The following is a 13079-nucleotide window of genomic DNA, read 5'->3' as shown; positions in this document are numbered from 1 at the left end:
CGACTTCATTCATATCCTCCGATTACGGCATTGAGGAAGCTCGGGAACGGTCCGTTCCAGCCCTCCTCCGGCGCGTCGACGACAGGTTCACGACGACCGCGGTTCGGTTCCGCGGGAATGCGCACCGATCGCGCGGGTTCGACCTTTGTCGCTTCGGGACGCACAGGTTCCGACTGAACGGGTTCCGAACGAACCGGCTCCGACTGAACGGGCGCGGCGCGAACCGGTTCCACATAGGCCGGTTCAACCTGCACGGGCTCGACGCGTACCGCCTCCGCAACGCGCGGCTTTACCGCAGGCACGGGCTCGTCGATCGGCGTCCGTTCCCAGCGCGGGCGCTTGGCAACCGCCACCGGCTCGACAGCCGCCAGCACCTCGGCGACGATCGCCGGCGCCACCGTGTCTTCGCGCGGTACGCGGCGAGTCCGCGGCCGCTCGCGACCAGCCTCCTCCGCAACCGCGACCGGAGCCGCATCCTCAGAACGCCCCCTGCGACGGCTCCGCGACCGATCGCCACGTGGCGCATTCTCATCGGCCTCGACGGCAACCGCAGCAGTCTTCGGCTCGGCAACCTTCAACCGTTCGATCGTCTGGCCGGTAAGCTTCTCGATATTGACGATATTCTCGGAATCGTCCGGCGCGACGAACGTGTACGCCGTCCCCGTCGCCCCCGCGCGACCCGTCCGCCCGATCCGGTGGACATAATCGTCAGGATGCCACGGCGCGTCATAGTTGAACACCGTCGACACACCCTTGATGTCGAGCCCGCGCGCCGCAACGTCCGACGCGACCAGGATCGTCACCGCGCCCGACTTGAACAGTTCCAGTTCGGCCAGCCGCTGCGGCTGTTCCATGTCGCCGTGGATCTCGCCCGACTTGTAGCCCGCCTGCTTCAGCACCTTGTTCAGGTCGCGCACCGTCGTTTTGCGGTTGCAGAAGATGATCGCGTTCGTCACCTCTTCCTGCGCCAGAATCCGACGCAACGTGTCGCGCTTGGCGGCCTGGCTCGCCACCGGCACCAGATACTGCTTGATGTTGAGGTTGGTCGACGCCGGGCGCGACACCTCGATCATCTTGGGATTGGTCAGGAACTTGTCCGCCAGCTTCTTGATCGGCGGCGGCATCGTCGCCGAGAACAGCAGTGTCTGGCGCTGTTTCGGCAGCTTGGTGCAGATTTCCTCGATGTCGGGGATGAAGCCCATGTCGAGCATCCGGTCCGCCTCGTCGATCACTAGCAGCGAACAGCCGTTGAGCATGATCTTGCCGCGCCCGAACAGGTCCATGAGCCGGCCCGGCGTCGCGATCAGGACGTCGACGCCCTTTTCGAGTGCGGCGAGCTGGTCGCCCATCGACACGCCACCGATCAGCAGCGCCATCGAGAGGTTCGAGTTCACCCCGTATTTCTCGAAATTCTCCGCCACCTGCGCGGCAAGTTCGCGCGTCGGCTCGAGGATCAGCGAGCGCGGCATGCGTGCGCGGCTGCGGCCATGCGCGAGGATGTCGATCATCGGCAGCACGAACGACGCGGTCTTGCCGGTGCCCGTCTGGGCGATGCCGATGATGTCGCGCATCATCAGCACGGACGGGATCGCCCCGGCCTGGATCGGCGTCGGCTCGGTATAGCCGGAGTCGGTGACTGCCTTCAGCAGTTCGTCGGAGAGGCCGAGATCGGCAAAACTCATGCAAATGTCCGGTAAATAGAGGGTGAAATGCACTGCCCTCAAGCGTTCCGGCGCTCGCCGATTTAGCGACAAATGTCAAGGAAACGCGGTGAAGCGAGGGTGATGAGGGCGGCTGACAACATATTTCCGCAAAAATTTCGTCAGGATGACGGGGTTGGGTGAGACGGCGTCCGCCATACGCGCGACTGGCTGGACCCCGCTACTTCTTCGCCCGCAAACTCTTGAACCCCTCGATCTCGCATCGCGCACCCGATCGCATCCGGATCGCGTCACGGTCCTTGCAGATCATCCCGTCCGCGCCCGGCCGCAAATAGAACCCCGAATAATAATCGAGTGGCTTGCAGTCGCCGTCGAGCCGCGCGCGCAACCGGGTCGTATCGTCCATCACCAGGTCGACCGCGCCGTCCTTGTTGAGCATCGCGCCGGCGATCTCGGCGACCGCGATGCATTTGGGGCCCTTATGCTCCTTCCACTCCCGCGGCGGCGAGAAGGTCCGCGCAGGCGCCCGGCTCATCCGGGGCACGCGGATGATGACGCGTTGGTGGATCGAGATCTGCGCGACCTGCAGGCCGTCCAGCGCGAACCGAGGCTGCGGGACATCGCGCATAGCCGCAGCGAAGGGGCTCGCAAGCGCGAGCAGGGTGGCGGGAATCGCGGGATGAATCATACTGGCTGGATCATGGGTGAGGCACCGTTAGGGCCAATCGTTGAACGCGGGATGAATTTTGTCTAGCGCTTCATCCGTGGCCGAAATTCAGACAGCAACCCTGACGCCTTCGCAAACCGCGATGCTCGAATCCCTTTCGCCTCGGCTCGACGCAAAGGCGATCGTCACCGACCCCGCCGATATCGATCCCTGGCTGCACGACTGGCGTGGCCGTTTCCACGGCGCTGCGCCTGCGCTGCTCGCGCCGACCTCGACCGCCGAGGTCGCGATGATCGTCGCGGCCGCCGCCGAACACCGCGTGCCACTGGTCGCGCAAGGCGGGAACACCTCGATGGTAGGCGGCGCGACCGCTCCGGCGGACGGCAGCGCGCTGATCCTGTCGCTGCGTCGCCTGAACCACATCCGCAGCCTCGATACCGACGCCGGTCTTGCGATCGCGGAAGCGGGCGTGATCCTCGCCGACCTCGACGGCGCCGCGCAAGGGCAGGGATGGCGCTTTCCTCTGACGCTCGGCGCACGAGGCACGGCGACGATCGGCGGTCTCGTCTCGACCAACGCCGGCGGCACGCAGGTGCTCAAGTTCGGCACGATGCGCGGCCTCGTCGCGGGCGTCGAGGCGGTGCTCGCCGATGGCACGATCCACGACGGCTTGTCCGCGCTCAAGAAGGACAATCGCGGCTACGATCTCGACCAGCTCTTTATCGGCGCGGAAGGCACGCTGGCGATCGTCACCGCCGCCACCCTCCGCCTGGCCCCCGCGATCGCGGCGCGCGGCACGGCCTGGGTCGGCATCGCGTCGCCCCAGGCAGCGCTCAAGCTCCTCCGCACGATGCAGGCCAAGACCGATGCGATCGAAAGCTTCGAGATACTCCCCGCCGAATCCCTCGACGCCGCTATCGCGCATCTCCCGAACGCCCGCGCGCCCCTCGTCGGCCGCCATCCCTGGCACCTCCTGATCGAGGCAACCTCCGCCACCACCGAAGGCGAATCCCCCGCCGCGCTCCTGGAACGCCTGCTCGGCAAAGCCCTCGAAGACGGCGCCATCGAAGACGCGACGATCGCCACCAGCGAAACCCAGTCCACCGCGTTCTGGCTGCTCCGCGACTCGCTCTCCGCCGCCGAACGCGCGCTCGGCCCCGCGACGCAGCACGATATCTCGATCCCGGTCGAGACAATGCCCCGTTTCATGATCGAGGCAGCGGCGGCGTGCGACGCGCGCTTTCCCGGCACGCATGCCAGCGGCTTCGGCCATCTCGGCGACGGCAACGTCCATTTCCACGTCCGCGCCGCACCCGGCACCGACCCCGCCCGCTGGTATGCCGAGGACGCGCCGGTCGTCACCCGCTTCGTCGGCGACCTCGTGACGGCGGCCGGCGGCTCGATCTCTGCGGAGCACGGCATCGGCCAGATGAAGCGCGACGAACTCGAACGCCTCTCGTCGCCCGCCCGCATGACCGCGCTCAGGGCGATCAAGGCCGCACTCGATCCGCTCAACATCCTCAACCCCGGCAAGCTCGTCTAGCGCGAACCGTTAAAACGATCCTCCCCCGCCAGGGGGAGGTGGCGCGCAGCGACGGAGGGGGAGGACACGGAACAGAGGTTGTCGCTGACCTCCCCCTCCGTCTGGCAAGTGCCAGCCACCTCCCCCTTGCGGGGGAGGATTGAAGATAGACCGGTCGTGTCCGACTCTCGAAAAGCGCGTCACACTTGCACGCCCGCCCGGCGCACCATAGAGCCTCGCCCCAATCGGTGGCATGAGCCACCGGCATTTCGACCGACCGATCCGGAGAGTAACATGGCCAGCACCGCCCAGCTTCCGCTTTTCTATAACGGCCTTGAGCCGCTCTCGAGCGACACGCACGCCAACTACAAGGTCCGCCCGCAGGACAGCGCGCCGTTCCTGGTCGGCCAGCACGCGATCCCGATCACCGTCGACGAGTTCCCGCTGGTCCAGCGTCACATGCCGATCGTCTTCTCGGTCGGTGACGACGCGATCCCGCTCGCGCTGATGGGCCTGAACGAGGGCGTCAACGTGTTCGTCGGCGAAGACGGCAAGCTGACCGAGAACACCTTCTACGTGCCGGCGTACGTCCGCCGCTACCCGTACATGCTCGCCCGCCTGCATCCCGATGCGCAGGAGCTGTCGCTCTGCTTCGACCCCACCTCGCAGGCGATCGGCGACTTCGAGGACGGAGATGCGCTGTTCGAGAACGGCCAGCCAACCGAGCTGACCAAGAACATCCTCGGTTTCAACGAATCGTTCGAACAGGCAGGCGCCCGCACGCAGAACTTCATGAACGAACTGCGCGAGCTCGAGCTGCTGATGGACGGCGAAGTCACGATCCAGCCCGACGGCGCGGACCAGCCCTTCGTCTATCGCGGTTTCCAGATGATCAACGAGGAAAAGCTGATCGACCTGCGCGGCGATGCGCTGCGCAAGATGAGCAAGTCGGGCATGCTGCCGCTGCTCTACGCGCACCTGTTCTCGCTGTCGCTGATGCGCGACATCTTCGCACGCCAGGCGCAGCTCGGCATGACGCCGCAGCAGCAGATGCCGGCACCCGCGCAGTTCAACGTCTGACGACCAGAACCACGACATCGCGAAAATTATTTGGGGTGCGGTGCAGCAGGGGTTGAACCAAAACGGCGCTCACCCATTTAGGTCCTGTACGGCATCGTGTCCCCCCCTTTCGCGGCGCCGTACGGTACGCTTCTAGCGTACCTCCTCCCTGAACCTAGGCCACTCCGTGCGACATGCACGGGGTGGTTTTTTTTGACCTGCGCGATGCGGCGGGCCCGTCCGCTCTTCCCACCCGTTGCGTGCCCGTGGAATTATTCGAAAGCCTCGACGCGATCCTGCTCGCCGCGCTGGTCCTGCTGGTCCTCGCGCGCAAGTTGAACGTGCCCTATCCTACCTTGCTGGCGGCGGCCGGGATCGGCTTTGCGGCGTTGCCGTTTGCGCCGCAGATCACGGTCGAACCGCGTCTGGTGCTGGCATTGTTCATCGCACCCGCCCTGCTTCATGCCGCCTATCACACCAGTCCTCGCGCCTTGCGGCGGTACTGGTTCCCGCTTCTGAGCCTCGCGGTATTCGCCGTGCTCTTGACGGCGGCGATGGTCGCGCTGGTCGGCATGACGCTTGGTGGCCTGCCGCTCGCCGCCGCGTTCGCGCTGGGGGCGATCGTCGCGCCGCCCGACGCCGCCGCTTCGGAAGCGGTGCTGGGCGAAGTCGGCATTCCGCGTCGGGGCTTGTTGCTGCTTCAGGGCGAGAGCCTCCTCAACGACGCCACGGCGCTGCTGCTGTTCGGGCTCGCGGTGGCGTTCGCGACGCATTCCGACACGCCGGTGACGCCGCTCGCGCTCGCCGCCGCGGTGCCGGGCGGGATCATATTCGGAGCCGTTGCGTCGTGGCTCTATCTCCGCGTCGCGCCGTTGTTCGCCGGCACGCTCGGCGCGAGCCTCGCCGATTTCGCAGTGACGTTCGGCATTTGGCTGCTCGCCGAGCGGTTGCACATCTCTCCCGTGCTCGCGGTCGTCACGTTCGGGATGATCGTGTCGCAGCGTCGCCCGATAGGCCAACCGGCGCGTGACCGATTGCAGAGCTCGGCGGTCTGGTCTGCGGCGGTGCTCGTCCTCAACATCATCGCGTTTGCGCTGATGGGGCTGCAATCGCGCGACGTGCTGGTCGGCCTGCCCGCCGCCGAGCGCTGGTCTGCGATCGGGTTCGCCGCCGCGGTTCTGGCGACCGTGCTGGTCACGCGCGTTGCGTGGGTGTTCTTCGTGCGCTTCGTCGAAGGCGTGATCGCCGACCGGTACGCGCCGTCCTGGCTGCCCAAGCCGCCGCCGTGGAACGCGTCGATCATTCTGTCCTGGTCGGGTATGCGAGGTCTGCTGACGCTGGCGACCGCGTTCGCGCTGCCACGATCGGTGCCGGGCCGCGACCTGATAGTGCTGGCGGCGTTCGGCGTTGTGATCGGTACGCTCGTGCTGCAAGGGCTCACACTCGGCCCGCTGATCCGCCGTCTCAATCTCGGTGCGGATACCGGACTTGCCGACGAGATTGCTCCTGCGCGCAAGCGGCTGATCGACGTAGGCCTCGCGGTCCTGCCGGCGCGCGCAGGCAAGGCGGCGGACGCGCTGCGCTTCCGTTACGGCGCGGCGGGCAAGGTCACCGCCGAGGCCGACGATCCGCAGGCGACCTCCGAATTCGACGAACTCCACCTTGAAATGATCGCCTGCCAACGCGTCGTGCTCCACGAAATGCGTGACAAGGGCGAGGTGGCCGAGGACGTCTATCGCCGCCTCCAGGAGGAACTCGATTGGGCAGAAGTCGACGCGCGTGCGTTCGGAGACAATATCCTCACCGCGACCTGACGGCGTGCGGGGAACATCGACACGCGCTACGTGGTTTGAAGGAACCACCGTAGAAAGGGTCGATCCATGTCCGAGGCGTCTTCGTGAGCAAATCCGTCAAGCCCGCACCGCCGACGACGCTCGTGATCTTCGGCGCTTTCGGTGACCTGACCCGCCGCCTGCTGATGCCGGCGTTGATCAACATGACCCGGCTCGGACTCGTCGGTAACGATTTCCACGTGCTCGGCGTCGGCATCGACGAGGGGAACGACCAGTCGTTGCGCGAGGCGCTCGGCAATTTCGATGCGAAGGGAGGCGAGGGGGCCGTCGAGAAGGGTGACGCCTGGGCACGGCTCAAGGACCGCGTCGGCTATCTCCAGGGCGATTTCACGCATGACGACGTCTACGAGCGACTGAAAGCGCGCGTGACCGGCAACGTCGCGTTCTACTTTGCGGTGCCGGCCAAGTTCTTCGGCGATATCGTCGACAAGCTCGCGGACCACGGCCTGATGACGGAAGCCCCGCACGCCTTCCGCCGCATCGCGATCGAGAAGCCGTTCGGGCATGACCTGGCCTCCGCGCAGGCCCTGAACGCGCGTATCCTGTCGAAGATCAGCGAGGCGCAGGTCTACCGGATCGACCATTTCCTCGGCAAGGAAACCGTGCAGAACATCATGACCGCGCGGTTCGCGAACATGATGATCGAGCGCGTCTGGAACTCGGATTGCATCGCCCACGTCCAGATCACCGCCGCCGAGACGGTCGACGTCGGCACCCGCGGCAAGTTCTACGACGCGACCGGCGCGCTCCGCGACATGGTGCCGAACCACCTGTTCCAGCTGCTCGCAATGGTCGCGATGGAGCCGCCCGCGAGCTTCGACGCCGAGGCGATCCGCAACGAGAAGGGCAAGGTTCTGAAAGCCGTCCGCGTCTATTCGCCTGGCAAGGCGAAGCGGAACGGCGTCCGCGGGCAGTATATGGCCGGGAAGGTAAAGGGTATCGACGTCCCCGACTATACCGCCAGCCCCAACGTCGCGCCCGACAGCCGGACCGAAACCTATGTCGCGCTGAAGCTGATGGTCGACACGTGGCGCTGGGCGGGCGTGCCGTTCTACCTGCGCACCGGCAAGGCGATGACGTGTCGTGATACCGAGATCGCGATCACCTTCAAGCCGGTGCCGTTCGCGTCGTTCCCGGGCGCCCCAGCGGACATGCTCCCGCCCAACCGCCTGATCATCCAGATCCAGCCCGACGAGGGGCTGAGTATGGACATCAACATCAAGCGTCCCGGCCTGGAAGTGGCGACCGCACCGATCGCGCTCGATTTCCGCTACGCCGATGCGTTCGATATCGGTCACCTGACCGGGTACGAGTCGCTGATCTACGACCTGTTCGTCGGCGATCAGACGCTGTTCCAGCGCGCGGACGCGATCGAGGCGGGTTGGGCCGCGGTGCAGCCGTTCCTCGACCTATGGGCGCATGACGCGGGAATGCCGGAGCCCTACGAGGCTGGCACGCTGGGACCCGCTGCGGCGGATGCCCTCCTGGCGCATGACGATCACGAATGGCACGAACTGGCTCCGGCGGGTCGTACCGTGCCTTCCTAAAATGACCACCCTGGCTTGAACCACACCCCGGCGAAGGCCGGGGCCCAATTGGGGGGACGTCGCTAACGAAGGGCGGTGCTCAATTACGCCGACCTTGCCAATTGGGCCCCGGCCTTCGCCGGGGTGGTGCACTTACTTAGAAGCCGCCCCAGGTCAAACCCGCTCGGTCAGCTCGATCTCGCCCTCGACCTCCATCTCGTCCTCGTCGCCCATCTCGTCCATGTCGGGCATCGTGAAGTCGGCCTTCCAGTCGTAGACCTTCTCGACCCCGCCCTGCACCCAGACGCGGACCGCGCCCTCTGTGATCTCGCCGCCCATCGCGCCGACGAAATCCGCCACCAGCGAGTCGGCAGCATCTTCATGATCGGTCGCGCCGGGGATCGTCGCCCCCGTCATCTCTTCATCGAGCTCGATGATCTGCGCCCAATATTGCTTCGCCATATTTAACTCCTGCGTAGATAAAGACCGTCAGCCGGCAGTGATGATAGGGTGATCCTCGCGCAGCCGGTCCGCCAGCCGCTCGACCGCGTCCACCTCGCTCGCGCTGCCCGACGGCGTCACCGCCCAGTTGCAATGCGCGTGCGTCGCGAGGCTGTAGACCTTCACGTCGCCGACGATCAGCCGCCACCGCCGCCGGTCGCCGCTATTGTACCGGACGAGATTGGTCACGAACAGGCTCTGGAGATCCGATGCAGTCATCCGCGCCCCATAGCGACAATCGCCCGCCCGCCGCCACCGCAAACGGCCCGCGGTGGATCCCTTCCAAATTGCGGCGCGTTTGGGACGGGAACAGATCGTCAAAAATTACGGGAATTGCATATGGCCAAGACGGCATTGGTAGTGGGAACGAGCGGAATCGTCGGCAGCGCGACCGCGGCGGCGTTGGTGAAGTCGGGCTGGACCGTCCACGGACTCGCGCGGCGCCCGACTGAACAGGAGGGCGTGCAACCCGTCGCCGCCGACTTGCAGGACCCAAGCAGCCTGGAAGCTGCACTGACCGGCATCAGGCCCGATGCAGTCTTCATCGCCACCTGGTCGCGTCAGGACAGCGAGGCGGAGAACATCCGCGTCAACGGCGGCATGGTCCGCAACCTGCTCGGCGCGTTGTCGCCCGCCGGCAGCGTCGGCCACGTCGCGCTGGTGACGGGCCTGAAGCATTACCTCGGACCGTTCGAATCCTACGGCAAGGGCGCTCTCCCGCAGACCCCGTTCCGCGAGGAGCAGGGCCGCCTGGAGGTCGAGAATTTCTACTACGCGCAGGAAGACGCCGTGTTCGAGGCGGCGGAGCGCGACGGCTTCGGCTGGAGCGTCCACCGCCCGCATACGATCATCGGCAAGGCGGTCGGCAATGCGATGAACATGGGCACCACGCTCGCGGTCTACGCGACTCTGTGTCGCGAGACCGGCCGCCCGTTCCGCTTCCCGGGCTCTGCCGCGCAGTGGGACGGCCTCACCGACATGACCAGCGCCAGCCTGCTCGCCGACCACCTGATCTGGGCCGCGACCACGCCTAAGGCACGCAACCAGGCGTTCAACGTCGTCAACGGCGACGTCTTCCGCTGGAGCTGGATGTGGGAACGGATTGCCGCATGGTTCGGGATCGAGGCCGCACCGTTCGACGGTACCGTCCTGACGCTAGAAGAGCAGATGGCCGACGACGCCGGCATCTGGCGCGAGATCGCCGCCCGCGAAGGCCTCGCCGAGGCGGACCTGTCCCGCCTAGCGTCCCCCTGGCACACCGACGCCGATCTCGGCCGCCCGATCGAGGTGGTGACGGACATGGGCAAGAGCCGCCGACTCGGGTTCAAGGAATACCAGCCCACCGACGACGCGTTCTTCGACCTGTTCGAACAACTCCGCGCGGACCGTCTGATCCCGTAAGCCTTTAGGGCGAACCATCGGCGATCCTCCCCCGCCAGGGGGAGGTGGCGCCGGAGGCGACGGAGGGGGAGGACACGGAACATCCGTTGCGCTTGCCTCCCCCTCCGTCTGGCAAGGGCCAGCCACCTCCCCCTGGCGCGGGAGGATCGCGGGACGGAACCCCTAGCCCTTCACCGCCACCGTAGCCGTCACCCCTGGATCGTCCCGCAACCGCAGGTACAGCATTCCCCCAACCGGTTTCGGCACTGCAAACGAGCCCCCGGTAAATCCCTCCGGCACCCGAGCCGCCTCCGCAAACCCCGCATTCGCCGCCACCGACTCGATCAAAAACAGATCCGTCCCCGCGAGCGTACAAGCCTCCGCACACGTCACCTCGGTAACACCCGGCACCCGCACCAGGGTCGTCAACGGCACCCAGTCCCCCGCGACCCCGTCCTGCACCAGCCGCCACTTCAGTGGCCCATGCGCCGAAACCCCAAGCGCCTTGCCCGCCTCGACCGTCGCCACCGCGATCCGATCGTCCTGCACGGTCAACCCGCGCCCCGACGAAACACTCGTGGTCATCTTCCCATCCGCCGTCGCGATCTCGACGCTATCGCCAGCAGAAAACCGCGTACCCTCGGCGCGCAGCGAAAACGTCAGCCGGGCATCCTGGGACATCGCCGTATCGCCCACCAGCACGACGGGAAGCCCGGGCGAGGGCGGCGCCACCCCGCTCTTCGCGATCAGCGTCGCCTTCGGCCGCACCGCCGCGACGACGAACTTCACCGACCGCTTCCGCCCATCCGTCAACGTGACGAGCGCCGTCTTCGCCTGACCCGCCGCAAACGTCGGCGCCGTATCCGCGACCAATCCCAGCCGATCCACCTTGTCCGCCCGCACGACCTCGCCCGGCTTGAACGCCACGCCGTCCACGGTCATCGACGCCACCAGATCCAGCCGCGTGCCCGCCAGCGTCCCCGCAGCATCGCCCGCATACAGCGTAAGCCCATCGATCCGCCCCGCCTCGGCGAGCGCGGTCAGCGCGATCTTGTCCGGCGCCTCGACTCCGTACTGCTTCACCAGCAGCGACAACTTCCCCGGCGTGGTCTTCGCGAGCGGCAGGGTCAGCGCGATCCGATCCCCGGTCGTCGTCCACGCGAGTGGCACCTGACCCGCATCGCTGACCAGCGTCACCGCCTCGACGCAACTCGGCGTAGGCCCCGCGAGCGCCACCGCATTGTCGCGACCCACGACCAGGCTCTCGGGGTCGGTATCGACCATCGTCCATCCACCGGCCCTCGGCACCTGAAGACGAAACCGCGGCCCGTCGAACGGCGTGAACCCCCAGCGGCCATGCAACGTCGCATCGGTCACGCTGCCAAGCCCGGCGGTCCGCATGCCGACCTGATCGAGCACATACCCGCCACGCTCGGCATCCGCCTGCACCGGCAGCTCGACCACGCCACCCTGCGGCGTCGTCACCCGCAGCATCATGTCGTGCGCGAACTTGGTCGCATAGATCAGCGGCGCCCCCTCGACCGGTAGCACCAGATCAGGCTTGGCCGCACACACCAGCCGGTCCGCCTCCGCGCGCCGCATCGTCGGAGTCTGCGGCGCGCCGGTCTCGATCACCGGCATCGCGACCACCATCACCGATTTGGGGCTCGCAAACGATGGCGCTGCATTCAGCAGCAGTGCCAGCCGATCGTCATGCGCCCGCGCGAGCGCTGGAATATACCGGAACTGCGTCGACTGGAACGCGCCGAAGATCTTTGCCAGATCGCGCACCACGCCGATATACGGGCTGTAATAGCCAAGCCCGCCTTCGGGCGTCGCGCTCAACTGCAAAGCCAGATCGGTCGGCGCACCCACCAGCGTATCCGCCAGCGTCGAACTCTGCCCATCCGCCAGCACCAGCGAATCGCGACTTTGCGTCAGGCAGGAGGCTTGCAGATCCGCCGCCAGATCGAGGCATTCCGCCTTCAACTTGATCGCAAGACTGCGCGACAGCAACGGCGACACCGCCTCGATCCGCTCGGGCCGCGTCCGCTCCAGCGCATGGACCCCATCGAGAAACGCATCGAGCCGCGCGCGGTCGAGCGACGCCTGGTCGAGATCCTGCACCGCGCGCACGAACGCCCCCGGCTGTTTCCGGACGGCGTTGACGACCGCATCGAACCCGCCGCTCTCGGGCACCAGGAACACGACCAACTGGCGCGCGCCCTCCGGCACCTTCAACGCGAGCGCCTTCTTCTTCGCCTTCCATGTCTCCGCCTTGAAGAACCACGATTTCGGCGGCGGCTCGGTCGCACCTCGCAGGAACGCCGCGACCAGCAGATAGCGCGCGCCATCGTCCTTCTTGCCAACCGCCAGATCCGCCGCGATCGACACACGGTCGCCGGTCGCGAGCTTGGGCACCTGCGCGATCGGCAGCGTCGTCGTCCCATGCGTCACGGCGACACGGAGGGTTGGCCCGGTCAGGTCGAACGGCGCAGGGTCGGCCAGCGCAGCCACGGGCACGAGCGCCGCTGCCAGCGCACAGAACGGGAGAAATCGAAGCATCATCACGGGCGATCTCATCGTCGGAAGCATCCCCGATGGCCTGTACCGGTGTCGAGAATAGGGCAACCCCGCGGCACCTTTCGATCCTCCCCCGCCAGGGGGAGGTGGCTGGCCCTTGCCAGACGGAGAGGGAGGCACGCGAAACCTCAGCTCTGTGTCCGCTCCTCCGGTGCCCACGGTGCGCCAAGAGCGACCACATCTCCTAACTTCCCACCGCCCCTAATCGGCCACCCCGGCGCCAACCCCAGCCACGTCTCACCGCTACTCAGGCGCGCCTCGTCGCATCGCGGGTTGCCGTAGGCACGTGTTCAGCCTCCCCCGCCCACAACGAAGCGACGACCGCGC

General features: G+C 66.6%; 10 protein-coding genes. 5 read left to right on the top strand and 5 right to left on the bottom strand.

Annotated elements, in window-relative coordinates:
- Positions 1-5: 5 nt before the first annotated feature.
- Entirely contained in the window at positions 6-1682 is a 1677-nt protein-coding gene (locus tag AC1MLZ_RS06810) for a DEAD/DEAH box helicase (RefSeq protein WP_480960962.1), read from the bottom strand.
- Positions 1683-1881: 199 nt separating this feature from the next.
- The gene (locus tag AC1MLZ_RS06805) at positions 1882-2349 is read right to left on the bottom strand and encodes a hypothetical protein (protein ID WP_480960961.1); all 468 of its coding nucleotides are present in this window, start codon (positions 2347-2349) and stop codon (positions 1882-1884) included.
- Positions 2350-2470: 121 nt separating this feature from the next.
- Here AC1MLZ_RS06805 and AC1MLZ_RS06800 point away from each other — a divergent pair, with 121 nt between their 5' ends.
- The 4 genes from AC1MLZ_RS06800 (at position 2471) to zwf (ending at position 8309) form a co-directional block, all read left to right on the top strand.
- On the top strand, positions 2471-3871 hold the full coding sequence (locus AC1MLZ_RS06800) for an FAD-binding oxidoreductase (RefSeq protein WP_480960960.1): 1401 nt from the start codon (positions 2471-2473) through the stop codon (positions 3869-3871).
- Positions 3872-4144: 273 nt separating this feature from the next.
- Positions 4145-4930, top strand: coding sequence for a SapC family protein (locus AC1MLZ_RS06795; RefSeq protein WP_056047545.1), 786 nt, complete (start codon positions 4145-4147; stop codon positions 4928-4930).
- A 239-nt stretch (positions 4931-5169) separates the two neighbouring features.
- Positions 5170-6723, top strand: a complete 1554-nt coding sequence (locus AC1MLZ_RS06790) for a cation:proton antiporter (protein WP_480960959.1) — start codon at positions 5170-5172, stop codon at positions 6721-6723.
- An 83-nt stretch (positions 6724-6806) separates the two neighbouring features.
- The gene (gene zwf, locus AC1MLZ_RS06785) at positions 6807-8309 is read left to right on the top strand and encodes a glucose-6-phosphate dehydrogenase (protein WP_480960958.1); all 1503 of its coding nucleotides are present in this window, start codon (positions 6807-6809) and stop codon (positions 8307-8309) included.
- A gap of 153 nt (positions 8310-8462) precedes the next feature.
- On the opposite strand, the gene AC1MLZ_RS06780 is transcribed toward zwf, so the two are convergent.
- Together AC1MLZ_RS06780 and AC1MLZ_RS06775 are read right to left on the bottom strand one after the other, a co-directional pair.
- Positions 8463-8750, bottom strand: coding sequence for a hypothetical protein (locus AC1MLZ_RS06780; RefSeq protein ID WP_480960957.1), 288 nt, complete (start codon positions 8748-8750; stop codon positions 8463-8465).
- Positions 8751-8777: 27 nt separating this feature from the next.
- Positions 8778-9008 carry a hypothetical protein gene (locus tag AC1MLZ_RS06775; RefSeq protein ID WP_056047557.1) on the bottom strand — a complete coding sequence of 77 codons (231 nt, stop codon included), beginning with the start codon at positions 9006-9008 and terminating at the stop codon, positions 8778-8780.
- A 120-nt stretch (positions 9009-9128) separates the two neighbouring features.
- Between AC1MLZ_RS06775 and AC1MLZ_RS06770 the strand changes: the two genes are divergently transcribed.
- The gene (locus tag AC1MLZ_RS06770; protein WP_480960956.1) at positions 9129-10190 is read left to right on the top strand and encodes an SDR family oxidoreductase; all 1062 of its coding nucleotides are present in this window, start codon (positions 9129-9131) and stop codon (positions 10188-10190) included.
- 162 nt (positions 10191-10352) lie between these two features.
- On the opposite strand, the gene AC1MLZ_RS06765 is transcribed toward AC1MLZ_RS06770, so the two are convergent.
- Positions 10353-12734, bottom strand: coding sequence for a hypothetical protein (locus AC1MLZ_RS06765; RefSeq protein WP_480960955.1), 2382 nt, complete (start codon positions 12732-12734; stop codon positions 10353-10355).
- Positions 12735-13079 lie beyond the last annotated feature (345 nt).

Source organism: Sphingomonas sp. PEI4 (genome assembly GCF_056679955.1).
The sequence above is the reverse complement of the archived record's forward strand: the minus strand, read 5'-3'. Positions and strand labels throughout refer to the sequence as shown.

Bases quoted from the DNA above. Each gene is read 5' to 3' on its own strand.
- AC1MLZ_RS06795 (WP_056047545.1), top strand. From the start codon at position 4,145: ATGGCCAGCACCGCCCAGCTTCCGCTTTTCTATAACGGCCTTGAGCCG.
- AC1MLZ_RS06800 (WP_480960960.1), top strand. From the start codon at position 2,471: ATGCTCGAATCCCTTTCGCCTCGGCTCGACGCAAAGGCGATCGTCACC.
- AC1MLZ_RS06810 (WP_480960962.1), bottom strand. From the start codon at position 1,682: ATGAGTTTTGCCGATCTCGGCCTCTCCGACGAACTGCTGAAGGCAGTC.
- AC1MLZ_RS06775 (WP_056047557.1), bottom strand. From the start codon at position 9,008: ATGACTGCATCGGATCTCCAGAGCCTGTTCGTGACCAATCTCGTCCGG.
- AC1MLZ_RS06770 (WP_480960956.1), top strand. From the start codon at position 9,129: ATGGCCAAGACGGCATTGGTAGTGGGAACGAGCGGAATCGTCGGCAGC.
- AC1MLZ_RS06780 (WP_480960957.1), bottom strand. From the start codon at position 8,750: ATGGCGAAGCAATATTGGGCGCAGATCATCGAGCTCGATGAAGAGATG.
- AC1MLZ_RS06765 (WP_480960955.1), bottom strand. From the start codon at position 12,734: ATGCTTCGATTTCTCCCGTTCTGTGCGCTGGCAGCGGCGCTCGTGCCC.
- AC1MLZ_RS06805 (WP_480960961.1), bottom strand. From the start codon at position 2,349: ATGATTCATCCCGCGATTCCCGCCACCCTGCTCGCGCTTGCGAGCCCC.